Origin of the sequence: Mucilaginibacter phenanthrenivorans (genome assembly GCF_024721155.1) — a bacterium.
GTDB lineage: Bacteria > Bacteroidota > Bacteroidia > Sphingobacteriales > Sphingobacteriaceae > Mucilaginibacter > Mucilaginibacter phenanthrenivorans.
Genome location: NZ_JAHVAP010000003.1, coordinates 183,779 through 210,376, shown reverse-complemented (window position 1 = coordinate 210,376; position 26,598 = coordinate 183,779). Strand labels below are relative to the sequence as shown.

Below are 26,598 nucleotides of genomic sequence, written 5' to 3'. Positions count from 1 at the left end.
ATTGTTAGTCTGAATTATTAAAGAATTGGACCGGCGACCTTTGATCGATTACGGTTTAGACGTTCATCGGCCTAAAAAGTGACAATCAAATTCGATCTGTTGATCATTTGTGTTAACACAAAAAGCCTTTAGCTTTTAAACTGAATAATTGGCACAGGGCGGGGCACGGCCACCGGAGAGAATAAGCGCTAAGCTTGTGAAGTTATATACAGGTGATTTGTAAACATGATCAGTAACCGAGATGGGGCTAACAGTAACATTGCTGGTAATAACCATGCTGTTGTGATGCATAGCATCGCATAACTGGCATTTCTCGGAAACGGTTTGATGCGGCTGCGGTTTGTTAGCGGAGTAAGACTGCTCTGTTTCCTTAATCAGCTTGTGCTGGTGAGAATACACCATATACTGGCCTGCGATAAAGCAGATCAATAAAATCCATGCATGGATAATATGGCGTTTATTAGTTTTCAAGTCAGTTAGCTAATACAGCAGTAAGCTGCAAAAGTAAATAATAAAAATATCAATAAAGGTAACAATCTTGTTTAAATGCAACTAAATTGCATGAGGTTCATGGTTGATGGTTCATAGTTCATAGCCGAAAAAAGGTTAGGTGATATAATGATAGCTAAATTGCGCCATCTGCACGTTACCATGAACCATGAACTAAATGCACTTTTTACCATGAACCATCAACTATGAACCATGAACTAACTTATATTTGTTCCCGTGAAACCAGCCGAGATTAATTTAAAATGGAGTGCCTTACAGCAACGCATTGCTGATGAGTTTGATAACGAGAAGCCGGATCTGAAGGTGATGTTGTTTTTGATTGGCGTGCAGGAGCTTGGACAAGGCCCGCGTAAATTCAGCAAACGGCAAAAGGAGGAGCTGATGCATATTGCCAACTGTAAGCTATTCAGTAAAATGGGCTTTTATGAGCTGGAAGGGCTGGACCAGGACGGCTGGCCGCATTGGAAACGGGTTGACGTGATCCCTAACTATACTTTGCTTGAACAGGAAATGGTTTTGAAATCGCTGATGATTGATTATTTTGAGGAGTTAGGGATGGTGGATTAGTTTGAACCATTGATTCGCTTGATAAACAAAACATATATGAAGAAACTTTTTACTACAGCACTCCTCTTACTGGCCATCACAACAGCTTTTGCCAAAGGGCCCAAAAACCAGTATGTGCGGATAAAAACCAGCTATGGCAGCTGTATCATCCGACTGTATAACGAAACACCCAAGCACCGCGATAATTTTATAAAGCTGGCAAAGAAGGGCTTTTATAATGGCACCTTGTTTCACCGCGTTATCCAGAACTTTATGATCCAGGGTGGCGATCCTGATTCAAAAGATACCACCAAGGCAAAACCAGGGGCCGAACTTGGCAATGGCGATGTTGGGTACACCGTTCCGGCAGAATTCAGGGACAGCCTGTTTCATAAACGCGGCGTATTGGCTGCTGCGCGGGATGACAACCCCGCTAAAGCATCAAGTGGCTGCCAGTTTTATATTGTGGAAGGCAAACGGTTTAGCGCCGGCAAACTGGATACGCTTGAGCAAACCCGCCTGAAAGGACATAAAATCCCGGCATGGCAGCGCGAATATTATGAATCTGTTGGCGGAGCCCCGCATTTAGACCAGGGTTATACCGTTTATGGCGAGGTTGTTACCGGCATTGATATGGTCGACAAGATTGCTGCGGTAAAAAAAGACAAAAATGATCGCCCAGCTGTAGATGTACCAATGACCGTAGAATTGCTGAGTAAAAAAGAATGCAAACAGCTTGATAAAATACTTAGCCCCCCGGCCCCCTAAAGGGGGAGCAGATACCGGGAGGTTTCAATAATTAATTATATCAACACTAAAAATAATTCCCCCTTTAGGGGGCTAGGGGGCTTCATGAAGATCATCACCTATAATGTTAACGGCATTCGCTCGGCAATCAGCAAAAACTGGCTGGCCTGGCTGCAGGCTACCGATGCCGACGTAGTTTGCCTGCAGGAAATTAAGGCTTCGCCGGATGTAATAACTGATCTGAAATTAGTTGAGGATCTTGGCTACGAACATTACTGGTATCCTGCCGAAAAGAAGGGTTATAGTGGCACAGCCATTTTAACCAAACAAACCCCAAAGCATGTTGAGTATGGCTGCGGCATCAACGATTATGACCGGGAGGGCCGCAATATCAGGGTTGATTTTGACGAAGTATCGGTAATGAGCGTTTATTTTCCGTCAGGCTCAAGCGGTGATGACCGGCAAGCTTTTAAGTACCGTTTTTTAGATGAGTTTGGCCGTTACCTTGAGCTGCTGCAATCGCAATGCCCAAAGCTGGTAGTATCCGGCGATTATAATATCTGTCACCGTCCCATAGACATTCACAACCCGAAATCAAACGCAAATTCATCCGGTTTTTTACCTGAGGAACGCGAATGGATGGAGAATTTTTTAGAGTCTGGTTATATAGATACCTTCCGGCACATGAACAAGGAGCCGCACAATTATACATGGTGGAGCTTTAGGGCGAATTCACGGGCCAAAAACCTGGGCTGGCGTATTGATTATAACATGGCTACAAGTGCGCTGGAAGAACATATAAAAAGAGCTGCCATTTTACCGGAGGCAAAGCATTCCGACCATTGCCCGGTATTACTGGAGCTAATGTTTTAAACTTGGTTTGAATAAATAGCATTGGTTATCAGACACAAAATTTACGTTCAAAATGACCGTCAATCTCCATATCATCTTACAAAAGCCCCCTGCTGGCATTCATTTCGCACTGCAAAAGGGACATGGTAATGTAGTTGAAGCTGTGCAGGTACAAATTTCAGCTGATGGCGACCTGCATTTTGAATTAATGATTGATGTAAAGGTCGATCCGGCAAAAACTGAATTGGCGCGATTTGGAGGCCCCTATGTACAAGGCCCGCCGGTAGAAAAGTTTATTTATATAGGCATCGGCACTTTTGCTGGCCAGGTTTCACCGTGGAGCCGGCGGCTTAAAATTCCACTGAGAGACATCAGTTGGGATCTGATTAACAGGGCAAATGAAAATTCGGGGCTTGAGACAATTGTTCCCGGTACAGCAAAGGATGGCAGCCCAACCTGCGCAACTGTGAAACCCTTTGCAGGCTGGCATTTGCGGATATAGCGTAATAGTATATTGCAGTATTCGTTGCTGCTTGCCGGATCAACAGAAAAGCCCCCTTTTCCGGAGGCTTTCAATTCTATTTCTTATTCCCCTTTAGGGGGTAGGGGCCCCTTACGCTTTCACTCTTTCCACGTACGCGCCGGTAGCGGTATCAACCTTTACCTTATCGCCTATATTAATAAACAAGGGCACTTTAATTTCTGCACCGGTTTCAACTGTGGCGTTTTTCATGGCGCCGGTTGAAGTATCGCCCTTAACAGCAGGCTCGGTGTAAGTGATCTCCAATTCAGCAGATCCGGGGATAGATCCCATAATAGGCTCTTCGCTTTCAAAGGCAACAATTACGTTCATGCCTTCTTTAAGGAATTTTACAGCCGGGCCGAACAGGTTTTTAGGCACATTATGCTGATCGTAGGTTGTGTTGTCCATTATTACCAATGAGTCGCCATCTTCGTATAGATACTGGTAGTTATTGGTTTCAACACGGGCAATGGTTACATCCTCATCAGTACGGAAACGGTATTCAACCAGCTTGCCCGATTTTACGTTACGCATCCGTGCCTGGTAAAAAGCGCGCAGGTTACCCGGTGTGCGGTGCAAAAATTCTTCTACCTGCAACAGTTCGCCATTGAAACGAAGGATGTTGCCATTTTTTATTTCAGATGCTTTAGCCATAACAATTTTATTGAGGCGCAAACTTAGGGAGTTATAGGGAAAGAAACAAGGGGGTTCGGGCTGAAAGCTAAAAGACTAAAGCAGAAAGCTTTCACTTTCCGTTGGATGATTTTTAAGCGTAATTTCCTTTTTTGCTTTGGGCTTTTCGCTTTCAGCTTTTAGCTTAACTTTGCACATCAAAAATCAGCACATTAACATGAGTGTTTCTTCATTAGCCCGGAACCTGCACGGCTCCGAAATTATTAAAATTGCAGGCGAGATAAACGAACTTAAACGCCAGGGACAAAACATTGCCAATTTAACCATTGGCGATTTTGACTCAAATATTTACCCTATCCCAGCGCAGCTGAAACAAGGTATTGTTGAGGCTTATGCCGATAACCAAACCAACTACCCGCCAGCCGACGGCATGCTGAACCTGCGCGAAAGTGTATCTGCATTTTTAAAAAGCAGGTTTGACCTGGACTATGCCCCCAACCAGATCCTGGTTTCGGGCGGTTCAAGGCCGTTGATCTATTCTATATTTTTAGCAGTCGTTGATCCGGGAGATAAAGTGGTTTTCCCTGCCCCGTCCTGGAACAACAATCACTATTGCGATCTGTTAAAGGCCGAGGCTGTTATTATACCCACTCGTCCTGAGCATAATTTTATGCCCACTGCTGCCGAGCTTGCCCCGCATTTAAAGGGTGCCGCCCTGCTGGCGCTTTGCTCGCCGCTTAACCCAACAGGTACCATGTTCACCAAAAAAGACCTGGAAGAGATCTGCGATTTGGTGATTGCCGAGAACAAAACCCGTAAAGCCGGCGAAAAGCCGCTTTACTTATTATATGATCAGATCTATTCACAACTTACCTTCGGCAAACACGAGCATTTTAACCCGGTAACGCTTCGTCCCGAGTTAAAGGATGTTACCATTTTTGTTGACGGCGCCTCCAAATGTTTTGCCGCTACCGGCGTACGCGTTGGCTGGGGCTTTGGCCCAACCGAAGTTGTTAGCCACATGAAGGCCATTGTTGGCCACATGGGCGCCTGGTCGCCAAAGGCCGAGCAGGTTGCCATGGCTAAGTTTTTAAAACAGGATCACGACGTTAATACTTACCTGGCCGAATTAAAAGGCAATATTCAAAACAGCTTAAATACGCTGTACCAGGGTTTTCAACAAATGAAGGCCGATGGGTTTAATGTTGATGCTATTGAGCCGATGGGAGCCATCTACTTAACTATTAAAGTTGATTATGCCGGTAAAACCACTCCAGACGGTACTGTATTAAAAACATCGGCAGATACAAATTTCTATTTAATTAAGGAAGCGAAGGTTGCATTCGTGCCATTCGCCGCGTTTGGAACAGATGACGACACCCCATGGTTCAGGGCATCGGTAGGTGCAAGTACCTTACAAGATATTGAACAACTGATACCAAGGGTGAGAGCAGCGCTTACTAAGCTGGTTTAACACGCACCCTTTTTCGCTATAAAAGGCTTCCGATTTCCGGGAGCCTTTTCTTTTATAATCCTATCCGCAAAATTGCGTAATTACCGCATACAGATACCGTATTTTCCCCGTATAAACTCTGGCCCCGGCGCTATACTTTTGACATTATAAAACTAACCAATGATTTGCAGGGGCTCAGAAAATGGTTTTAGTTTTTTTGATAAATTATGGAATAAGAGTAAGTTGATAAATTAGGGATAGTTAACTGAAGCGGCCGTTCACAGCAATTGTGACGGCTGTTTTTTTGTTTGACAAATCTTACGCCATTAGTAACAACCGCCACACTTATCAGTCTCATTATCACTTACCTTTACTATCAAACCCAACTCCATGAAAAAATTATACTTTATTATACTACTTACCATAATCAGCGCAAGTGTAGCGAATGCCCAACCTGCAACTCAACCGGATTCCATAGTTTACGTTTGCGGCCCGTGTAACGGCGATTGCGACAAACTGCAATTTGATAAGCCGGGTGTTTGCCCGCATTGCGGCATGACGCTAATTAAAATGAAGTTGGGCGATTTTAAAAAACAACTGGCCGCCGAAAAGCCTACCATTTGCTTTTACCTGCAGGATGGCGTTGAGGTGCTGGACTTCGCCGGGCCGATGGAAGTATTTATTGCCGCAGGATTCAATGTATTCACTGTATCAAAAAGCTATAAACCACTCCGGGCGCAGACCGTGCTTTTTGTAACGCCCGATTATACCATTAACGACGCTCCGCCTGCCGACATCCTTGCTGTTTTTGGAGGTGATACCGGCCCCGGAGTTATTACCGATTCGGTTATCACATGGATCAAAACGCAAAAATTTAAATCATATTTTTCTGTTTGTACCGGGGCATTTATATTGGGCAAAGCCGGATTGCTGGATAATTTGACAGCAACTACTTATCACCTACAAATTGATAACCTTGCTAAAACATTCCCCAAAACTAAAGTTTTGGCTAACACCCGATTTGTTGATAACGGCAACGTGATTACTACAGCCGGAATTTCTGCCGGAATAGATGGGGCTTTGCATCTTGTTGAAAAACTACGCAGCCGCGCATACGCCGAAGGGGTTGCCAAAACTATTGAATATAATAAATGGGTACCGGAGAATGGATTGGTGTTGGCGAAGTAGTTCATGGATGATGGTTCATAGTTCATAGCCAGAAACGAAAAGTCCGGGTTTCTAAGAAACCAATGCGAGGCTAATATTGACATTAAAGTAATTTTGGGTTTTAATAAATTCCTTTAACTTTATGCAGTAAACCAAACCTCTAAATCTATGAAAATCCCATCTGAACCAATTGGAAGCATTCCACGGTCGCCTGAATTAGTAGCGGCTATTACAAATCCTTCAGGTAACGCTGATCTGCAAAAGCTTTATGCCGATGCCATCACCGATACCTTAAAACACCTTGAAAAAACAGGTTCGCCGGTCATAACCGACGGTGAGCAAACCAAATCAAGTTTTGCCACTTACCCGTTGGAGGGGTTAACAAATCTGACCGCCGAAGGAATGCGGATAGATTTTGAAGACGGACATTCCCGCCAGCTGCCGCTTTTAACTTCGGGGCCGTTCAGGTATGGTAATTATGCAGTTAAATACCTTACAGCGGCACAAAAGCTGACGTCGTTACCGGTTAAACAGGCCGTTATATCTGCTTCCGCACTAAGCTTAATATATCCTGCTGCCGGAATTGAAGGCTATTCACAAGCTGAATTTATTGCCGACCTTATTAACGAATGTGAAAAGGATATAAGAAGTTGCCTGGAACAGGGAGCATACAAAGTCCAAATGGATTTTACGGAAGGCCGGCTTTCGCTTAAACTCGATCCATCCGGCGGAGTTTTAAAACATTTCATCGACCTCAATAACCAGGTATTTGATCGCTTCACCAAAGAAGAGCAGCAAAAATTGGGCGTGCACGTTTGCCCGGGCGGCGATCATGACTCTACCCACAGCGCAGATATTGACTATGCTGGCCTGATCCCGGCCCTGTTCACCTTAAACGTTGGCAGCTTTTATCTACAGCTTGCAAGCGAGCCAGACAGGCCAAAGGTGCTGCAAATTATAAAGCAACACCTTAAACCTAGCCAGAAAGCATTTGTAGGAGTTATTGATGTGCTTAATCCTGTAATTGAAAGTAAAGAGGAGGTCAGAGACAGGGTACTGGAGGCGGCTGAATTTATCCCGCTGAACCAATTAGGCACAACTGACGATTGTGGATTTTCTCCATTTTGTGACGATGTATCCACCACCCGCGAAACTGCCTTTGCGAAAATTAAAGCAAGGATTGAAGGAACGGCGCTTGCAGAAAAAGAGTTGTTGGCGTAGGTAAATCGTCCTATCGTTCCTACTCATGACATTTATATTCAACTTGTGAAGGGGTGTCACCCTGAGGCACTCGAAGGGCGACGTGCGCAGAGGCCAATCCGCGTGCTAAGCATGGTGCAGAGGCCTTTGCCCACATGCTTCGAGTGCCTCAACATGACAGCCTTCCCTTGTCAGTTTACTTTCGCAATAACGCATTTATTTACGCTGCATTTGAAATATACTTCACCAAACTCCTTTTCGCCACGGGCAGCAACGTTTGCTCCAGCGGAAAGGTAATATCGCTTTGCACGTAATAAACGGCTGGATTAGGCAGGTATTTATTTCTGCGGATGAGATCGAGTTTTAGGGCCTCGGGGGTATTTATAATGCTTTGCTCCCAGGTATCGATGAAGCTGATATTGATACCCCGGTATTTGTCATCCTTGTTTTCAAATAGGGTGATCTGGTATTCGTAAATAAAGTTGGTACGCTCGCTGCCGTTTTTTAATGAGAAATAGCCATGGTAAGGTAACAGTGGTACAATGCCAACAGGATCGATATTCAACCGGCTCTCAACAAAATCATAGATCTCCCTGCCGGTTTGAATAGCGGGGTCCATTTTTTGCAGGGCGAAAGTGATGATTTGTTCGATTTGCTGCATGGTGCTGTCGTCATCCACAATTTTTTGATAGGTAAGCTTCACCGCGTCTATATCAGCTTTTGTTAGCCGTTGCGGAAAGGATTGCTGCATCATGCTTTTATTCTTCTTAAAATACAGCAGGTTATTGAAATGAAATACCAGGTCGGCAAGATTAGGGTACAATTTGCTCTTGTCAAAATGCCGGTTTATTTCCTGCAGATAGTCGAGCAGGATGTACTTTTTATACTCAAAATCGATAGAACCCTCAATAAACCAGTTAATGCCTAATGACTTCATTTTTTCAATCTCCTTTCGATAGCTTAAATTAAACAAAAAACAGCAATTTTGCAATATGCCTTTAGGAACCCTTTATTTGATCCCCGTACCCCTTGCCGACGAAGCCGCCGCAAAATCATTTACGCCATATCTTGTTGATACCATAAACAGTATCAAGGAGTATATTGTAGAGAATGAAAAAACTGCGCGCCGCTTTTTAAAGGAGGCCGGTTTGAAAACGCCGCAAAGCGAATTGCTGATCCACGACTATGGCAAACATAACCGTGCAGACGGCACTGCCGAATTCTTCAAAGGATTGCAGGGTGGTACCGATGTGGGGATCATGAGTGAAGCCGGTTGCCCGGGCATTGCCGATCCGGGTGCGGAGCTGGTGGAAAAGGCCCATCGAATGGGCATAAAGGTGGTGCCGCTGGTTGGGCCAAGTTCAATTTTGATGGCGCTGATGGCGTCCGGCTTTAGCGGGCAAAGTTTTACCTTTCACGGGTACTTGCCAATTGATAAAGCGGCTCGCAGCAAAAAAATAAAGGAACTCGAAATGCTTTCGGAAAAGAACGACCAAACGCAGCTGTTTATCGAAACGCCTTTCCGCAACAATCCCATGCTGGAAGAGATTTTGAAAACCGCACACCCAAAAACACGTTTATGTATAGCGTGCGACATAACCGCACCAACAGAATTTATTCAAACTAAAACCATCGCCGACTGGCAAAAGAAGGTCCCGGAGTTGCATAAGCGGCCCACTATCTTTTTAATCTTCCATAAACTGTAAGTGATAATTACCGAAACCCATACCAAAGTATTGATAGTCGGCGCAGGCCCATCAGGATTGATGATGGCGGCGCAATTACTGCGGCATGGGGTTCAGCCTGTAATAATAGATATTAAACAGGGGCCGACTGATGAGTCAAAGGCGCTGGCGGTTCAGGCGCGTTCGCTGGAGATCTACGCACAAATGGGCGTTATCGATAAGGTTATTGCGAACGGAAAGCAGGCAGGTGGTGTGGTTTTTAACACGGATGGCGCTGAAGTGGCAAATCTAACATTTGGCGATGCCGGCGAGGGTCAAACACCATTTCCTTATATTCTTTTATATCAGCAAAGTAAAAACGAGCGCTTATTGCTTGATTACCTTACCGTAAATTGCTGTCCGGTTTACTGGGAAACCAAGTTAACTTCCTTAACGCAAACCGAATCACAGGTTCAGGTTCAGTTACAAAATGGCGATCATTTTACCAACCTTACCTGCGATTGGGTGGTTGGGGCTGATGGCGCACACAGCGTAGTCCGTAAGCAATCGAAGATCCCGTTTAATGGCGAAACATATAGCCATAATTTTTACCTGGCGGATCTTGAAGTTGATAACCCGGTATTAAACGATGGTAAAGTGCACCTTTATCTCGCAAAAAAAGGCTTCTCTGCATTTTTCCCCATGCCGGAGCCAAACCGGTATCGAGCATTAGGCAATTTGCCTGAAGAACTGGAAAATAAAACAGACCTGGCACTTGAAGACATTTTGCCGGCACTTGATAAAACGAGCGGTTTATCTGTAAATGTTGTGAAAAACTATTGGTTCACCACTTACAGGCTGCACCACCGTATGGCCGATAACTTTAGGGCGCAGCGTTGCTTTTTGGTGGGCGATGCCGCGCATATCCACTCCCCGGTTGGCGGGCAGGGCATGAATACAGGCTTGCAGGATGCTTATAACCTGGCATGGAAACTGGCAGGTGTGGCTAATGGCCTGTTTAATATAAAGATCCTTGAAAGCTACGCTGCCGAACGCATGCCGGTGGCAAAAAGATTGCTGAGTACAACTGATAGAATTTTTGCTGTCATCATGTCGGGTAGCTGGTTCAGCGGATTGATCAAGCGCTTTGTAATACCAGCCGTTTTAAAAATTGCCTGGGGTAATACTAACATCAGGAGAGCTTTTTTTAAACAGGTATCGCAAACCGGGATCAGCTATCGCGATAGCGCAATAAATCTTCACGGTAGCCAATCAACCCAAATAAAAGCGGGCGACAGGCTGCCCTACTTAAAAGTTTTCGACGAAAAAAAACAACAGGAAACCGACCTGCACGAATGGTGCAGTAAACCGGGTTTTACGCTCATTATATTAGGTAAGGTTGCCGAAATGGATCTTTTCGCTATGGCTAAATGGATCACCAACAAATACCCGGGTATGCTTAACTTCTTCTACCTGCCCAAATCAGCCAAAAACCAACCCATATTTGATACGTTCGAGGTAAATGAAAAAGTGGGCAAGTCCATCATTGTAAGGCCCGATATGTATATCGGCTTTTTGAATGATAAGATAGATATGGTGCTGATGGATAATTATTTTAAGAATGTGGTGGGAGTGGTTGATGGTTCATAGATGATGGTTCATGGTCGGAAGGAAATTGTGAATGGGCATAGCAAGTTTGTGAAGCGGCCATGAACTATCAACCATGATCTATGAACTGAATTACCTCACCAGCAACACCCATCCAGAAAACTTCTTCCCGTTTTTCAGATCTATCAGGTAATAATAAGTCCCTGTTGGCACGTTTTTATTGTGATAGGTTCCATCCCAGGGAATAGCGTATCCTATACTTTTGAAAACTATACCACCGTAGCGGTCAAACACCTGCGTTAACGATTCGGGATAGGTGTCCAGCGCTTTGATGTTCCAGGTATCATTGGTGCCGTCACTATTTGGCGTAAAGGTATTGGGGATAGTGATAGTTTTATAAACCCGCACAAAAACGTCATCCGTAGCCTCGGTGCCACAGCCAACGCCAGATGTTACATGCAGTGTGTATGTTATATCTTCGGTAGGCGTAGCAACCGGGTGAAGCACGGTATTATCACTTAAATAAGTATTCGGCGTCCAGTAGTAGGATACATCCGTTCCTTTCGCGCTGCCGCTGAGGGTGGTGCTTTGACCTTGTGTAATTTCCTTGTCGGCACCGGCATTGGCCACCGGCTTCTTTAGCACATTTACTGTTACTGAAGCTGTTGATGTACATGCATTACTATTGCTTACGGTAACTGTATAGGTGGTTGTGTCTGTAGGGCTTGCAACGGGGTTTGCAATACCTGGATCCGATAGCCCCGTGGTTGGCTGCCAGCTATAACTTAGCCCACCGCTTGCAGTTAATGGGGTGCTATCACCTTCACAAATAGTAACATCGCTGCCTGCACTGGCAACAGGTTGTTCGTATACTTTAACGGCAGTGGTTGAGCTTGCCGAGCAGGTGCCATTTGTTACAGTTACAGTATAGTCCCCGGCAGCGGCAGTGGTGATGGCAGCGATTGTAGGGTTTTGAAGTTTTGAAGTGAAACCATTAGGTCCCGTCCAACTGTAGCTTGTCCCGCTGGTTGCGGTAAGGTTTAACGTGTTGCCACTGCACAATGGTGAATTTGCCCCGGCCGTAATTACAAGTGCGCTATTTACTGTTAACGTAAGCACATTAGATGCCACCCTGCAGCTTTCCGAGCTAATGTTTGCCGATTCAGCTGTCGTTATTCTATACTCGTAAGTGCCTGCGGCGGTTGGGTTGACTTTATACGACAATGTGGTTGCTCCCGCAATATCAACCCAGGTGGTACCTGTTTTTACCTGCCACTGGTAAGCCGGGCTTGTGTAGCCCGAAGCAGGCTGTGCCGTTAACGTATATGCTTGTGTTTGCCCCGCACATTCGGTAGCGGTTGTTGTTGCTGATGTTGTACTAAAGCTGGCAACCATCGATGGGCCATAAGGGCTGAAGGTAATATCGTCAAGCGCCAGATCATTGGCAGGAGCGCCGCCATTGCTGTTGTTGCTCATTTTTATGATGATGTTGGACGTACCCGCCGGTAAGGTAAAATTAAATGCGTACTGGATCCATTTAAAACCAGCGGTTTGCAGGGCAACGGTTCCCGTGTTATAACTTTGAATAACAGCGCCAGCTGTAGTTTCAATAGAAAAGGTAATATTCGGCGGACTAATGTCCCTGCTCCTTAAAAGATTGCCAATCCATGCGGAGAACTGGTACGTGGTCCCGCTGCAAAGTCCATCAACCTCTCGCTTATAAAAATAATCGGTTTTTGAGACGCTGGCATTTACTACCATCATGTAACCGCCGGTGTTGCCGGTATGGTCGGTAGTGGTCCACCATATATTAGGACTGTTGGTTGTATTCTCAATAGTATATGAGCCATCACTTGGGAAATCAGCAGAAGTATACGTATAGCTGGTGGAGCCGGAATCAGCGGGCAAGGCTCCGGCATGTGTGGTGGTACCAGAGCCAAAGGTAATGTGAACCACCGGGTCGCCAAGGCTTTGGGCATTACTGATTTGGAGGCTTCCTATTATCATGACTCCGCCAAAAAGGACGACGTAAAAAAAGCGCCTGCACACTCCTATGCAGACGCTTAAACAACAATCTATTATGAAAAACGGGGTATTATTAATCACTGATATTAGCTGATTTGTATGATTTGGCAAAATTCTTATTGTACATATTAGCTGATCTTTTATCCTCCGTGCACCTCATTACCCACAAACCGAACTGCATCCTTAGCACAAATATTTTATAAGATTTTTCCGCTCCATCGTACAAAAATTAAAGTGATTAATAAATCCATTAACTGATGTAAAACTATGATAGAGAAAGGCCTGGCGCCATAATGTGTCGCTAAACGAGGGTTTTTTGTCGATAAATAAAGTTCCTGTCGGAATGGGGTGAGAAGAAAGGGGTAGTTTACCCGTGGATGGTTTCGGTTTTGCCGTAGTTTTTAACAACTTCCGCTTCATAAGCCAAAAATTCCGTCCAGCGTTTTTCAACGTCTATGCCATCAGCATATTTTCTGGCCAGGCGGATGAACATGGCATAGTGGGTGGCCTCGCTGATCATCAGTTCATGATAGAATACTGAAAGCTGTTCATCATTTATATTTTCAGACAATACTTTGAAGCGTTCGCAGCTGCGCGCCTCAATCATTGCCGAGAAAAGTAACCGATCAATCAGCTGCACTGTACGGCCGCCACCGATGATAATGAATTTACGCAGTTCATTCACGTAGTTGTCCTTGCGTTCACGGCCAAGCACAAAGCCGCGCTGCAGGATAATATCATGTACCCGTTTAAAGTGATCCATTTCCTCCTGTACCAGCATGGTCATTTCCTGCACCAGGTCTGACAAATTGGGGTTCTGTACGATAAGCGTAATGGCGTTGCTGGCAGCTTTTTGTTCGCAAAAGGCATGATCGGTTAAAAGCTCTTCGATATTGCTTTCAACAACGTTCTTAACCCAAAGCGGGTCGGTAGGTAATTGCAGCTTAAGAATGGTTTTTTCGCTCACAGGAGCAAATTTAGTTAATAGTTGATTGAGTTGGATTAGGTTGATAAAGTTAATTTCCTCGTACGGCTTTTAACCCGATCAACCACTCACTTAATCAACCAATCAACCTTTAAGCTACTTCCCGTAAAGATTCTTGCTCTCTATAAAATTCAAAACTGAATCTGGAACAAAGTATTGCACATTCTTTTTCTCGGATAATGATTTCCGGATGAATGTAGCTGATAACTCCATAAGTGGAGTCATAGTAATGGTTACCGACGGGTGGGTTGCCAGGTCGGTGTTTTCATAGCCCGGGCGGGGGTAAACGTAGATCTGGTAATCACGAAGAATTAGCTTGTAATTTTTCCATTTGGGCAATGATACCAGGTTGTCGGACCCCATTATCAATGCAAATTCGTGTTGAGGATATTTTTCTTTTAGATGGGCGAGGGTATCAATGGTATAAGACGGTTGTGGGAGCTTTAATTCCACGTCACTTACTTCGATATTTTTTGAATTATCTGTAGCAAGCTTGCACATCTCCAGGCGATCATAGGTATTGATTAGATCGCCATATTTTTTGAGCGGATTTTGCGGGGAAACTACAAGCCACACCTTATCGAGTGCAGTGTAATTCGCCATGTAATTAGCGATGATAAGGTGACCAACATGTACAGGATTAAATGAACCGAATAGCAAGCCTATTTTCATCAGTGGGCAGTTTTTAGTTGGCAGTTGGCAGTAACTTATTTTGCGCCAAACTTACCTGGGTTATCTATCATATATTGAATAAGTCTACCTATCTCTGCGGATAAGTTATTTAGCCTGTCATAAATTTCCTTCGAAACATAATTACATGCTAAGGCAAACTCCAACCAACCCTGTGTTTCACTATTTTCCATATCAGCATCTGTTAATTTGCTTATAAAGTGATTAGGGTATATGCGTTTACGGTAAGCCTCAATGGTACAGATATTTGTTGAGCGTGATGATCGCCTAATTTGGTCAGTTAAAGAATATGTCTCTTCTTTTGGAAATTGTTTAGCGACAATGAAAATCTCCATCGAAAGTGAAAAGCTCTTTTGATACACTAATAAATCTTTATACGAACCCATAAAAAATTGACTGCCAACTGCCAACCGAATACTGCCAACTAACTCTGCGAGATAAAAGCGCTCACCAAATCCTCTGCCTCTTTGCACGCAGTCTCAAGATCGTAATTTTTAAGGATAATATCAAATTGAGGGGCGTAATTCAATTCTTTTTCGGCTTTTATGAAGCGCTCGGCCAGTTTTTCCTTACTATCAGTGCCGCGACCTGTTAAACGTTCCTTTAAAACCTCCAGCGAAGGTGGCTGAACAAATATAGCCAGCGCCTGCTCTTCGTATTTGCGTTTAAGGTGCAAGCCGCCTTCCACGTCGATATCAAAGATCACTGTTTTGCCGTCCTTCCAGATGCGTTCAATTTCTGTGCGAAGCGTACCATAGAAGGTACCGCTGTAAACTTCCTCAAACTCCACGAATTGTTTTTTGGCAATCCTGTGCAAAAACTCTTCCTTGCTTATAAAGTAGTAGTCCTTGCCGTTCACCTCGTCGCCGCGCGACTTACGCGTAGTAGCTGATATGGAAAACTCAAGATCGGGGATTTTACTAAGCAAGTGATGTACTATGGTAGTTTTACCCGCTCCCGATGGCGCTGAAAATATGATGAGTTTACCTTCTTTGGTCATTTATGTTGTAAAAGTTGTAAGCGTTGTAGATGTTGTAAAGGTTATAATTTGAAATAGTTTTTACTACTACAACTTTTGCAACCTCTTTAACAATTACAACACATTAAGTAACTGTTCTTTAATTTTTTCAAGCTCTTCCTTCATGCCTACTACCAGTTTCTGCATGTTGGCATCGTTTGCCTTTGAGCCTAGGGTATTTATTTCGCGCCCAATTTCCTGCGAGATAAAATTTAGCTTTTTGCCATTGGCATCTGCATTTTTCAGGGTCTCGATAAAATAATCGCAATGTGTTTTTAAACGGATCTTTTCTTCCGTAATATCCAGCTTATCTATAAAGTAGATTAGTTCTTGCTCGAACCTGTTTTGATCGATGTTCTCACGGCCAACAGCTTCAGTCAAAAATTGATTAAGCCTTTCCCTGATCACCGGTACACGTTTAGGTTCTTCTATTTCAACCAGCTCCAGGTTTTTCATGATGATGCCGATCCGGTATTTTACATCCTGTTCCAGCACGTTACCTTCGTCACTCCTGAATTGCTGAAATGCGGCCAATGCCTGCTGATATGCTTTTTCGGCAACCTTCCATTCTTCTTCTGACGCTGTTTCTTCTTCGTATTTTACTACTTCTGGCAGGCCCAGGGCAAGCTGCAACAAGTTGGTAGCCGGCTCGTTCAAATCAATGCTGACAGCCTTTAATTGCTCATAATAATGTTTAAGCAGATCTTTATCAATACCCGCGGCACTAACAGTGGTGCTTGCCTTTTCAACGTTGATTGACAGGTTTACTTTTCCACGTTCAATTTGCTTGCTGCAATCGTTCCGTAACTGGAACTCCTTCTCGGCAAAAGTTTTGGGCAGGCGAAGCGAAAGCTCCAGGAATTTACTGTTAAGGGATTTTATTTCAACAGTATATTTTGCCCCTTCGGAATCGATACTGGCAATACCATAGCCTGTCATGGATTTTATCATGCGCAAAGATAGTGAATTTAGTGATTAGAGGCTAGAGGTCAGAGGTTAGTTTTCGAGGGGAATGCCACTTACCTTGAATTCCGATTCCTGTATTTCCCAGCCTCTATTAACTAGTCTCTAATCACTAGCCCCCACCTTTAACACTTTTTTACATTTACTCTGGCTTACAATCTTTAACTTTGCGTCGATGCGCTTTAAAATTTTTATAATATTGATGCTTTGTCTTGGGTGTCTGCTCCAGGCAAATGCGCAGGAAACATTTATTGTGCGGGGCGTAATATCCAGGAGCGTAAGTGTTGTAAGAATTGCACAGGTGCAAATCACCAACCTGCGCAGTCGCGATATGGGCATGAGCGATCAGCTGGGGTGGTTTTCTATAAATGCAGCTGTAGGCGATACCCTGTTGTTCAGCAAGTTGAATTTTACCGATCAAAGAGTTGTGATCACAGCAAAGGGTGATATCCCCGTTTACATGCAGCCTGTTATCCTGCTGGACCAGGTAACCATAAAAGGGCAAACAAAAAAACAGGAACTAAACGAGGTAATGGGCGATTATCGCAAACAAGGTATTTACTACAATGGCAAGCCGCCGGTCCTTTCATTTTTATCATCGCCGCTTACAGGATTGTATGAGCTTTTTGGTAAGGGCCCGGGCCAGGCACGCCGCTTTGCTGCCTATTCTAAAGAGGAATTGAAATATGCTGAAGTAAGGCGAAGATATAATCTGGCCATGGTTATGCGGGTAACCAACACTACAGACACGGCTCTCGCCAAAGGGTTTATGGATTACTATACACCATCTTATGAAGACCTAAAAGAATGGAATGATTATGAGTTGGTCAAGCAGGTTAAAAAATCGTTTGACTATTATGATAAATCCGCAGATAAGAAGAAGTTGCAGGAGTTAAACCAACCAACGTTTATTAAGCCAGACCAGGCACATCCGCAATTGAAGGAATAATGTCGATAAGCAATACCTGAAGTATTAGATCCCCAGCGCTTCACAAGCTTTTTCAGCAGCAAGCTTTTCTGCATTCTTCTTACTGAACTCTTTCCCTTGCCCCATTACTTCGCCATCAATAATAGCTTGTACGGTAAACAGCTTGGTATTTTCGCCTTCCAGGTTGCCAACAAGGTAAAATATGATGTCCTTGCCGTGACGCTGACACCATTCAATAAGCTTGCTCTTAAAATTGGTTTCGGTTTGTTCAAGTGTGTGGATGTCCACGTGGGCCTTGATGATGTGGTTCACCAGGAAATTACGGGTGAAATCGTACCCTTTGTCAAGATAAACAGCGCCAATCAACGCTTCAAATGCATCACCTAACAATGACCCCTGCCGTGATGAGTTGAGCATGCGGCTATCATACTCTATCAGCTTATCAAAACCCAGCTTGCGGGCCAACTGGTTAAGGTTATTACGGCTTACAATTTTTGAGCGCAATTCGGTTAAGAAGCCTTCGTCTTCGTAAGGATAAAGTTTAAACAGAACTTCGGCAACAACGCTACCCAGCACTGCATCCCCCAAAAACTCCAGGCGTTCATTGCTGTTCTTAACACCCTTTTTTATGTTTTGCGCTACCGACTTGTGCCTAAAAGCCAGTTTATATAACGACAAATTGCCCGGTACGAAACCGAGCAAATTTTTTAAAACCTTTACGTATTTTCTGTTTGGAGATAGGTATAACTTATAAAAACGACTTATAGGCATCCAGTATAATTATTCTTCGTACTTTTTAAATATCACAGAAGCATTGTGTCCGCCAAAACCAAAACCGTTGCTTTGTGCTATGCGCACCACGCGTTTCTGTGGCTTATTGAAGGTAAAATTAATATTTGGATCAAAAGCCGGATCGTCGGTAAAATGATTGATTGTTGGAGGAACAATATCATTCTTTAAGGCTAAGATAGCAGCAATGGCCTCAACAGCGCCGGCAGCACCAAGCAGGTGTCCGGTCATTGATTTGGTTGAGCTGATATTTATCCTGTAAATCTCATCACCATAAACATCCTGGATAGCTTTTACTTCCTGTGGATCGCCTATTGGTGTTGATGTGCCGTGCACGTTTACATAATCTATATCTGCCGGTGTGATGCCTGCATCTTCTAAAGCATGCCTCATAACAAGCGCAGCGCCTAATCCCTCAGGATGGGGAGCTGTCATGTGATAAGCATCGGCACTCATACCGCCACCAATCATTTCAGCATAAATTTTTGCACCGCGTTTTTTAGCGTGCTCCAATTCTTCCAAAATAATGGTCCCTGCACCTTCGCCAGCCACAAAACCATCCCTATCCAAATCAAACGGACGCGATGCCGTTGCCGGATCATCGTTACGGGTTGATAAGGCGTGCATGGCATTAAATCCACCGATGCCGGCTTCATTAATAATGGCTTCAGATCCGCCACTTATAAACATATTAGCTTTACCCAAACGGATATAGTTAAATGAATCAATAAGCGAATTATTGGATGAGGCACAAGCCGATACGGTCGAGAAGTTTGGTCCGCGTAACCCATATTTTATGGAAATATGGCCCGGGGCAATGTCGGCAATCATTTTTGGGATAAAGAACGGATTAAACCGGGGAGTTCCATCGCCTTTGGCAAAGTTCACAACCTCATCTAAAAACGTTTTTAAACCTCCGATACCCGATCCCCAGATAACACCAATGCGATTGGTATCCAGCAAGTCAAAATTTAATCCGGCGTCCTTTATGGCCTCTTCGGTTGAGAATAAAGCATATTGAACAAACGGATCAAGCTTACGTGCGTCTTTACGGCCTAAAAAGCCGTCCGCATCAAAGCCTTTCACTTCGCAAGCAAATTTGGTTTTGAACTTTTCGGTATCAAAACTCTTAATTAAGGCAGCGCCACTCACACCATTAAGCAATGAGTCCCAATATTCAGGAACGGTATTACCAATTGGGGTGAGTGCTCCAAGCCCGGTTACAACAACTCTTTTAAACTCCATTTAATAGCGTTGGGGAGTTCTTACTTAACGTTTTTTTCAAGGTAAGCAACAGCCTGACCTACAGTACCGATAGTTTCGGCCTGATCGTCAGGAATAGCTACGTTAAATTCTTTTTCGAACTCCATGATTAATTCCACGGTGTCTAACGAGTCAGCACCAAGATCATTGGTGAAGCTAGCTTCGGGTGTAACTTCACTTTCGTCAACACCTAATTTTTCTACGATAATAGCTTTTACTCTTGAAGCGATATCAGACATAGTCTTATAGTTTAAATGATTAAATAAAAATTCTGTGCAAAGAAAAATAAATTCTGTTAAATATCAAATCTAAAAACTTTTGCATTATATGCAACAATATTTTATTGCATCTGTTTCGATTTTGTATTTTTACCGGTGCAAAAGTAATGATTTTGAACAGGAAATTTTTAAAGTTTGAGATCGATCTTGATTTTGTTCTCATTGCAGTTACAACTTCGTTAAAGGACTATCGCGTTTGTTATCTGATTAACAAGGCCTTAAGCTTCAATTTAATAAAAAATCCCGACCTCGAAGTTGACATTCATCATGGGGCTGAACCCGTATTATTCTCAATTTACCACTATAATTGGGAGGCCAGCGAGACAGATTTCTATTTTATTTCTAATAAAGGATCGGATGGATACCTGATTCCGGAGATGCGAAAGGCAGATTATTTTTTATTAATCAGGAATTATATCGACGAGAATGACCTGGATAACCTGATTTCGGCTTTAAACAGGATCCCCGAAATTGTTGCAGCAGTAAAGATTGATCCTAAAAAAATAAAATCACGCGAAAATCTCTTATTTTAGCGCCGAATTTTAAAAGTGTTACCGGTACACTCAACACAATCGGATAAGCCTGTTTAACCAGATAAGTATGAAATTATATTATAACCGAACTAAAATTGTTGCCACAATGGGGCCCGCTTCGGCAAAAAAAGAAGTTTTGTTAGCCATGATAAGGGCCGGCGTTAACATTTGCCGTTTGAATTTTTCGCATGGAAAAGCCCAGGATCATAAAGCAGTTATTGACACCATTCGCGAAATAAACGCCGAATATAAAACCAATGTTGGCATATTAGCCGATTTACAGGGACCGAAAATCCGCATCGGATTGGTAAAGGACGGCGGCATCCACCTTATTAACGGCACCCGCATAAACATTACCACACACGAGTTAATAGGTGATGATAACCAGATCTATATCACCTACGATACCTTTCCACAGGATGTACAGCCCGATGAAATAATTTTGCTGGATGACGGTAAGATTCAAATGAAGGTTATTGAAACCAATAAGATTGATACTGTAGTTTGCGAAATTGTACATGGAGGCATCCTTACTTCGCGCAAAGGTGTGAACCTGCCAAATACCAAAGTATCAATTCCAAGCTTAACTGAAGAGGATCTTGAAAACCTTAAATACGCGCTGGATTGGGATGTTGATTGGGTAGGCCTTTCATTTGTACGCACCGGTCAGGATATATTGGAACTAAAGAAAATAATTGCCGACAGCGGTAAGGCAGCCAAGGTAATTGCCAAGGTTGAAAAGCCTGAAGCTATAGATAATATAGATGAAATTATTGCCGCAACTGATGGCGTAATGGTTGCCCGTGGCGACCTTGGTGTTGAAATGCCACTGGAAGAGGTTCCATTGCTACAGAAAATGATCGCCCGCAAGTGCCGCGAAGCTTCAAAACCAGTAATTGTAGCTACTCAAATGCTTGAATCAATGATCACTACCCCGCGCCCAACCCGCGCCGAGGTTAATGACGTTGCAAACTCAGTATTGGATGGTGCTGATGCGGTAATGCTAAGCGGCGAGACTTCAGTTGGGGAATTCCCGGTAATAGTTATTGAAACAATGGCGAAAATCATCCGCAATGTTGAGGAGCTAGGATATCCATATAACTCAAACAAAGTTGATAACACTGATACATCGTCGGCAAATTATTTGAGCGACGCGGTTTGCGGATCAGCCGTTTACCTGGCGGAGCACACCAACGCTGTAGGGATAGTATCAATGACGACATCGGGCTATACTGCCTTCCAAATCTCAAGCTATCGCCCTAAAGCAAGCACTTATATATTTACTTCAAACAAACACTTACTTAACGCATTGAGCCTGTTGTGGGGAGTGCGTACGTTTTACTATGACAAAGAGGAAAGTACCGATAATACCATTGCTGATGTAAACAATATGCTGAAGGTAGCAAGCCTGGTACAGGAAGGTGATGTAGTAATAAATACAGCATCAGTGCCAATCTCAAAAAAGGCAAAGACCAATATGTTAAAGGTTACTGTTATAGATTAGTCTTGAGTCGGGAGTCTTAAGTCAATAGTCAAAAATTTAAACAGACTAATGACTTAAGACTTCGGACTATCGACTCAATAAACCTCCGCCTTGCAGGCTTTTTTCTTAAGCTTGTCTATATTGGCGAAGTAATAATCCCAGCAAATTCTTAAAGTTTTCATATTGTAACTTTTTTGATATATAGAATTAAGACTACAATAACGGAGCCAAAGTTTAATTAGTATTATCTTTTTGTAAAGTTGTGCGCAACAAAGAGGCGATGGGTTTAAACTCATCGCCTCTTTGTTGGATTGAATAATTATTATTTGGTCTTTTCGTAACTTTTTGGGTCAATAGCAGCCGGGGACCAATCCTTAAAAAACTCCATCACTTTTGCCTTGCTGTGGCCTTTACCTTCTTCCAGGTAACTGGAGTTTTCCGTATTCAACCGATTGCCTTTGTCATCCAGCACCACAAATACCGGGAAACCGAAGCGTTGCGGGTAGCCCAGGTCGGCAAGCAGCTTTTCGTTCATATTCTCTTTACTGTAATTTACGTGTACAATAACATAATTGTCGCGTACGTATTTGTCCAGGTCTGGGTCGTGTGTAACCAGATCGTTGAAGCGGATACACCAAATGCACCAATTACCACCAATTTGCAGCAATACATTTTTATGCCCGGCGGAAGCCTTTTTAACAGCAGCAGCAATATCGGCTTTGGCATCTGCTTCAGGGTGGTAAAGCTTGGCAGTATCGGTTAGTTTAACTGCCGGGGTAGCTGGCGCAGTCTGTGCCTTTACGCCCAGGCCCAATGCGATGAACGATGCTATAAATAATATCCTTTTCATGTTTTATTTATGTTGATGTAATGATTTACTAAAGTCCGTAATTTTGGTGAGTTGTGCAAACATCGATAATTGGTGTAGGGACGTATAGGATACGCCCTTTGCAACGATGAGGGCGTATCCTATACGCCCCTACATGACCAATGACCTTTTCCGTGATCAAACAATGTTTTCAACAGGCTCCATTTCCTGTAATCTAACAAAATAGCCAATTCCACGCTATAGCCGGTTGGCTTGTGCACAGGGTGTGGAAAACTCTGAATTGAAATCCATTATAACGAATAATAGATTTACGTAAAACACCCTAAGGTTTTTAAACTGAGTTTTAATTTTTCTACACCGGTACTGATATGGGAGACGACACTTACAAAAAAACATCTGAGAAAAACGAAAAGGGACTAAAGGTAAACAGGTATTTTACCAAAGAAGGTACGAGTGTTTACGACCTGTTTAAGTATGAAAAGCGCTCGTCGGTTATCCGCAACCCATCAGGCGATGCCGTTTTTGAAATGAACGACGTGGAGGTGCCCGCTTCATGGAGCCAGGTTGCTACCGATATACTGGCACAAAAGTATTTCCGCAAGGCAGGCGTTCCGCAGGCTGACGGTTCAACCGGATCTGAAAAAAGCATCAAGCAGGTTGCTCACCGCATGGCTGATTGTTGGAAGAGCTGGGGTATGCGTTATGGCTACTTCGCCTCAAAGGCTGACGCCGATATTTTTTATGATGAGATAGTGTACACCATTACCGGGCAACTGGCAGCGCCAAACTCGCCGCAATGGTTTAACACCGGGCTTTATAGCTCATATAATATTACAGGTAAACCGCAGGGGCATTATTATGTCGATCCTATCAGTGAGGAACTAAGCAAATCAACATCAGCCTATGAGCGCCCGCAACCGCATGCCTGCTTTATCCTTTCTGTTGATGATGATTTAGTGAACGAGGGCGGCATCATGGATCTTTGGGTTCGCGAGGCACGCATCTTTAAATATGGATCAGGTGTTGGAACCAACTTTTCCAAGATCCGCGGTGATAATGAGAAATTGGCGGGCGGCGGCTATTCATCGGGATTAATGTCTTTCCTGAAAATAGGCGACAGGGCAGCCGGCGCCATCAAATCTGGCGGGACAACCCGCAGGGCGGCTAAAATGGTTTGCCTTGATTTGGATCACCCCGAAATAGAAAGCTTTGTAAACTGGAAGGTTGAAGAAGAGAAAAAAGTAGCCGCATTAATTGCTGCCGGCTATTCTTCAGATTACGAAGGCGAAGCTTATAAAACTGTAGCAGGGCAAAATTCAAATAACTCGGTGCGCATCTCTAACAGCTTTTTTAAGGCTTTAAAGGGTGGCAAACAATGGGATTTAACCAGCCGCATGTCTGGCAAGGCCATAAAATCAATCCCGGCGCAAAAGCTTTGGGACGATATTGCATTTGCAGCATGGGCCTGCGCTGATCCGGGTGTACAGTTTGACAGCACCATAAACGAATGGCATACCTGCCCCGAAGGCGGAAGGATCAACGCGTCCAACCCGTGTTCGGAATATATGTTTTTGGATAACACGGCCTGTAACCTGGCATCTATCAACCTTGCACATTTCTTCGATCCTAAAACAAGGGTATTTGATGTAAAGGGATTTGAACATGCCTGCCGCATCTGGACCATCGTGTTGGAAATCTCGGTATTGATGGCACAGTTCCCATCAAAGGAAGTAGCGCAATTATCTTATGACTACCGCACCTTAGGCCTGGGATACGCTAACCTTGGTTCGGCATTAATGGTAAACAGTATCCCTTACGACAGCAAAAAGGCCCGTGCAATTGGTGGCGCTATTACCGCTATCATGACCGGCACAGCTTACGCAACCTCGGCCGAGATGGCAAGGGAGCTAGGCACATTTAAACGTTATGAAGATAATAAGCAGCACATGCTGCGTGTAATGCGCAACCACAGGTATGCCGCCTATAATTCAACCGGCAACTATGAGGGCTTAGAAATTCTTCCACCGGGGATTGAGCAGGCCGATTGCCCTGATTATTTATTATCAGCCGCCTGCAACGCATGGGATAAGGCTGTTGAAATGGGTGAGCAATACGGCTATCGTAACGCGCAAACCACTGTTATTGCCCCAACCGGCACAATAGGCCTGGTAATGGATTGCGATACAACCGGCATTGAGCCTGATTTCGCCTTGGTGAAATTTAAAAAATTATCCGGCGGCGGCTACTTCAAGATCATTAACCAGGCTGTGCCTGAAGCATTGAGCAATCTTGGTTATACCGAACACGAGGTTACTACCATTGTAAATTATGCAAAGGGTGCCGCAACCCTAAAGGGCGCTCCGCATATCAACACAGATACCCTAAAAGCAAAAGGATTAACAGACGATGAACTGGATAAACTGGATAAGGGCCTTGTTGCTGCCTTTGAGATCAGCTTTGCGTTTAATATCTGGTCGCTGGGTGAAGATTGCTTAAAACGATTAGGTTTTAAGCCGGAGCAATACAATGCGGCAGACTTTAACGTGCTGCGCGGACTAGGCTTTAGCCGCAAGGAAATTGCCGAAGCCAACGAATACGTCTGCGGCACCATGACCATTGAGGGCGCACCATACTTAAAAACAGAACATTACCCGATATTTGATTGCGCCAACAAGTGCGGCGCAAAGGGCGAGCGTTATATCCATTCGAATGGCCACATTAAAATGATGGCGGCGGCACAGCCGTTCCTGTCGGGCGCTATTTCAAAAACCATCAACCTGCCAAATGAGGCTAATGTTGATGAGATAAAGGATTGTTATGAGCTTTCATGGGCCCTGGGCTTAAAAGCCAACGCGCTATACCGCGATGGTTGTAAATTATCGCAGCCGCTTTCAACAAAATCGGATACCAAAGAAGAAAAAGAAGAGGTTAGCCTAGAAAAACTGGACACCGTTGAAGAGGTATTGGGGCAGGCAGCTAACGTGAAACTGAGCGATTTGACAAGTGAGCAGGTGATAGAGGCCGCAATGGCGATCATGGAAAAGTCAAAGGACACCAACTTTATGCGCCAGCTTTCACGTGTGGTGCAAAAGAAGAGCCTGCCATTTAAACGCCGCGGCTATACCCAAAAAGCAAGTATAGACGGGCAAACGGTTTTTGTGCGCACCGGCGAATATGAAGATGGAACCCTGGGCGAAATCTTTGTTGATATGCACAAGGAGGGCGCAACCTTCCGCTCATTGATGAACTGCTTTGCTATTGCTGTTTCGGTTGGTTTGCAGTATGGGGTACCATTGGAGGAATATGTAGAAAAGTTCACCTTTACCCGCTTTGAGCCTGCCGGAATGGTGGTAGGGCATGCAAATATTAAAAGTGCTACCAGCATCATCGATTACATCTTCAGGATGCTGGGATACGAATACCAGGACCGTACGGACCTTGTTCATGTTATAACGGAACAAAAGGGCATTACCGGCAACCCGCAAATGGATGACGGCGATTTTAATACCGATGAAAGCAATGTTTACCAACCCGTGAATACAGTAGCAGTTGATAGTGGCAGTAGCAGTAAAAGGCAGTTTAATGTTGACCTAAGCATGGGGGTACAAAGTGACGCCCCGGCCTGCAGCACCTGCGGACATACAACCATCCGCTCGGGCACTTGTTACAAATGCTTAAACTGCGGGAATTCAATGGGATGCAGTTAAGGAGATGAAAGCAGAAAGGTAAAAGCAGAAAGCTAAAAGCAGAAAGCTAAAAGCAGAAAGGTAAAAGCAGAAAGGTAAAAGCAGAAAGCTAAAAGCAATCAGCTAAAAGCAATCAGCAATCTGGTTAAAGAATATTTTACCTAATATATAATATTAAAGCTGAAGGATGATGTGCGATAGAGGAAAATTAAAGCAAAAGCTTTA

At 44.0% G+C, this 26,598-nt stretch carries 26 protein-coding genes; 13 read left to right on the top strand and 13 right to left on the bottom strand.

The window, feature by feature from the left end:
• Positions 1–135 precede the first annotated feature (135 nt).
• On the bottom strand, positions 136–471 hold the full coding sequence (locus KXD93_RS07530) for a hypothetical protein (protein WP_258136367.1): 336 nt from the start codon (positions 469–471) through the stop codon (positions 136–138).
• Positions 472–726: 255 nt separating this feature from the next.
• Between KXD93_RS07530 and KXD93_RS07525 the strand changes: the two genes are divergently transcribed.
• The 4 genes from KXD93_RS07525 to KXD93_RS07510 all read left to right on the top strand — a co-directional run bounded on the left by KXD93_RS07525 (position 727) and on the right by KXD93_RS07510 (position 3,157).
• Positions 727–1,077, top strand: a complete 351-nt coding sequence (locus KXD93_RS07525; RefSeq protein WP_258136366.1) for a hypothetical protein — start codon at positions 727–729, stop codon at positions 1,075–1,077.
• Positions 1,078–1,113: 36 nt separating this feature from the next.
• Complete coding sequence (locus KXD93_RS07520) at positions 1,114–1,824, top strand: peptidylprolyl isomerase (RefSeq protein ID WP_258136365.1); 711 nt, start codon at positions 1,114–1,116, stop codon at positions 1,822–1,824.
• Between the two features lie 84 nt (positions 1,825–1,908).
• Positions 1,909–2,676 (top strand): exodeoxyribonuclease III, encoded by a 768-nt coding sequence (locus KXD93_RS07515; protein ID WP_258136364.1) that lies wholly within the window; start codon positions 1,909–1,911, stop codon positions 2,674–2,676.
• A gap of 52 nt (positions 2,677–2,728) precedes the next feature.
• Positions 2,729–3,157, top strand: coding sequence for a DUF5990 family protein (locus tag KXD93_RS07510; protein WP_258136362.1), 429 nt, complete (start codon positions 2,729–2,731; stop codon positions 3,155–3,157).
• Between the two features lie 111 nt (positions 3,158–3,268).
• Here KXD93_RS07510 and efp read toward each other — a convergent pair whose 3' ends face one another.
• Positions 3,269–3,832, bottom strand: a complete 564-nt coding sequence (gene efp, locus KXD93_RS07505; protein ID WP_258136360.1) for an elongation factor P — start codon at positions 3,830–3,832, stop codon at positions 3,269–3,271.
• 196 nt (positions 3,833–4,028) lie between these two features.
• Here efp and KXD93_RS07500 point away from each other — a divergent pair, with 196 nt between their 5' ends.
• The 3 genes from KXD93_RS07500 to KXD93_RS07490 all read left to right on the top strand — a co-directional run bounded on the left by KXD93_RS07500 (position 4,029) and on the right by KXD93_RS07490 (position 7,652).
• Positions 4,029–5,285 carry a pyridoxal phosphate-dependent aminotransferase gene (locus KXD93_RS07500; RefSeq protein ID WP_258136359.1) on the top strand — a complete coding sequence of 419 codons (1,257 nt, stop codon included), beginning with the start codon at positions 4,029–4,031 and terminating at the stop codon, positions 5,283–5,285.
• Positions 5,286–5,654: 369 nt separating this feature from the next.
• The gene (locus tag KXD93_RS07495) at positions 5,655–6,452 is read left to right on the top strand and encodes a DJ-1/PfpI family protein (protein WP_258136358.1); all 798 of its coding nucleotides are present in this window, start codon (positions 5,655–5,657) and stop codon (positions 6,450–6,452) included.
• A gap of 147 nt (positions 6,453–6,599) precedes the next feature.
• Positions 6,600–7,652 carry a cobalamin-independent methionine synthase II family protein gene (locus tag KXD93_RS07490; RefSeq protein ID WP_258136357.1) on the top strand — a complete coding sequence of 351 codons (1,053 nt, stop codon included), beginning with the start codon at positions 6,600–6,602 and terminating at the stop codon, positions 7,650–7,652.
• Positions 7,653–7,851: 199 nt separating this feature from the next.
• Here the strand turns inward: KXD93_RS07490 and KXD93_RS07485 are convergent, their stop codons facing one another.
• Positions 7,852–8,568, bottom strand: coding sequence for a hypothetical protein (locus tag KXD93_RS07485; RefSeq protein WP_258136356.1), 717 nt, complete (start codon positions 8,566–8,568; stop codon positions 7,852–7,854).
• A gap of 55 nt (positions 8,569–8,623) precedes the next feature.
• Here KXD93_RS07485 and KXD93_RS07480 point away from each other — a divergent pair, with 55 nt between their 5' ends.
• Complete coding sequence (locus KXD93_RS07480; protein WP_258136355.1) at positions 8,624–9,337, top strand: SAM-dependent methyltransferase; 714 nt, start codon at positions 8,624–8,626, stop codon at positions 9,335–9,337.
• Positions 9,338–10,945 (top strand): FAD-dependent oxidoreductase, encoded by a 1,608-nt coding sequence (locus tag KXD93_RS07475; RefSeq protein WP_258136354.1) that lies wholly within the window; start codon positions 9,338–9,340, stop codon positions 10,943–10,945.
• Positions 10,946–11,035: 90 nt separating this feature from the next.
• Here the strand turns inward: KXD93_RS07475 and KXD93_RS07470 are convergent, their stop codons facing one another.
• From KXD93_RS07470 to KXD93_RS07445, 6 genes are all read right to left on the bottom strand, one after another.
• A complete protein-coding gene (locus KXD93_RS07470; protein ID WP_258136353.1) occupies positions 11,036–12,910 on the bottom strand; it encodes a T9SS type B sorting domain-containing protein in 1,875 nt (624 codons plus the stop codon).
• A gap of 385 nt (positions 12,911–13,295) precedes the next feature.
• Positions 13,296–13,895 carry a MiaE family protein gene (locus KXD93_RS07465; RefSeq protein WP_258136352.1) on the bottom strand — a complete coding sequence of 200 codons (600 nt, stop codon included), beginning with the start codon at positions 13,893–13,895 and terminating at the stop codon, positions 13,296–13,298.
• A 114-nt stretch (positions 13,896–14,009) separates the two neighbouring features.
• On the bottom strand, positions 14,010–14,585 hold the full coding sequence (gene nadD / locus KXD93_RS07460) for a nicotinate (nicotinamide) nucleotide adenylyltransferase (RefSeq protein WP_258136351.1): 576 nt from the start codon (positions 14,583–14,585) through the stop codon (positions 14,010–14,012).
• 35 nt (positions 14,586–14,620) lie between these two features.
• Positions 14,621–14,989 carry a four helix bundle protein gene (locus tag KXD93_RS07455; protein WP_258136350.1) on the bottom strand — a complete coding sequence of 123 codons (369 nt, stop codon included), beginning with the start codon at positions 14,987–14,989 and terminating at the stop codon, positions 14,621–14,623.
• A 38-nt stretch (positions 14,990–15,027) separates the two neighbouring features.
• Entirely contained in the window at positions 15,028–15,603 is a 576-nt protein-coding gene (gene gmk, locus KXD93_RS07450) for a guanylate kinase (RefSeq protein WP_258136348.1), read from the bottom strand.
• Between the two features lie 93 nt (positions 15,604–15,696).
• Positions 15,697–16,572, bottom strand: a complete 876-nt coding sequence (locus tag KXD93_RS07445) for a YicC/YloC family endoribonuclease (RefSeq protein ID WP_258136347.1) — start codon at positions 16,570–16,572, stop codon at positions 15,697–15,699.
• Between the two features lie 187 nt (positions 16,573–16,759).
• Between KXD93_RS07445 and KXD93_RS07440 the strand changes: the two genes are divergently transcribed.
• Positions 16,760–17,533, top strand: a complete 774-nt coding sequence (locus KXD93_RS07440; protein ID WP_258136345.1) for a hypothetical protein — start codon at positions 16,760–16,762, stop codon at positions 17,531–17,533.
• 24 nt (positions 17,534–17,557) lie between these two features.
• Here KXD93_RS07440 and rnc read toward each other — a convergent pair whose 3' ends face one another.
• The 3 genes from rnc to KXD93_RS07425 are packed head-to-tail and all read right to left on the bottom strand — an operon-like array spanning position 17,558 to position 19,803.
• On the bottom strand, positions 17,558–18,283 hold the full coding sequence (gene rnc, locus KXD93_RS07435; protein WP_258136344.1) for a ribonuclease III: 726 nt from the start codon (positions 18,281–18,283) through the stop codon (positions 17,558–17,560).
• A 9-nt stretch (positions 18,284–18,292) separates the two neighbouring features.
• Positions 18,293–19,546, bottom strand: a complete 1,254-nt coding sequence (gene fabF, locus KXD93_RS07430; protein WP_258136342.1) for a beta-ketoacyl-ACP synthase II — start codon at positions 19,544–19,546, stop codon at positions 18,293–18,295.
• Positions 19,547–19,566: 20 nt separating this feature from the next.
• Complete coding sequence (locus tag KXD93_RS07425; RefSeq protein WP_031266521.1) at positions 19,567–19,803, bottom strand: acyl carrier protein; 237 nt, start codon at positions 19,801–19,803, stop codon at positions 19,567–19,569.
• A 152-nt stretch (positions 19,804–19,955) separates the two neighbouring features.
• On the opposite strand from KXD93_RS07425, the gene KXD93_RS07420 reads away from it, so the two are divergent.
• Positions 19,956–20,375 carry an IPExxxVDY family protein gene (locus tag KXD93_RS07420; protein WP_258136337.1) on the top strand — a complete coding sequence of 140 codons (420 nt, stop codon included), beginning with the start codon at positions 19,956–19,958 and terminating at the stop codon, positions 20,373–20,375.
• 67 nt (positions 20,376–20,442) lie between these two features.
• Positions 20,443–21,879, top strand: coding sequence for a pyruvate kinase (gene pyk / locus KXD93_RS07415; protein WP_258136336.1), 1,437 nt, complete (start codon positions 20,443–20,445; stop codon positions 21,877–21,879).
• Between the two features lie 301 nt (positions 21,880–22,180).
• Here the strand turns inward: pyk and KXD93_RS07410 are convergent, their stop codons facing one another.
• The gene (locus KXD93_RS07410; protein ID WP_258136335.1) at positions 22,181–22,708 is read right to left on the bottom strand and encodes a thioredoxin family protein; all 528 of its coding nucleotides are present in this window, start codon (positions 22,706–22,708) and stop codon (positions 22,181–22,183) included.
• Between the two features lie 347 nt (positions 22,709–23,055).
• Between KXD93_RS07410 and KXD93_RS07405 the strand changes: the two genes are divergently transcribed.
• Positions 23,056–26,394 carry a vitamin B12-dependent ribonucleotide reductase gene (locus tag KXD93_RS07405; RefSeq protein ID WP_258136334.1) on the top strand — a complete coding sequence of 1,113 codons (3,339 nt, stop codon included), beginning with the start codon at positions 23,056–23,058 and terminating at the stop codon, positions 26,392–26,394.
• Positions 26,395–26,598: the final 204 nt, after the last annotated feature.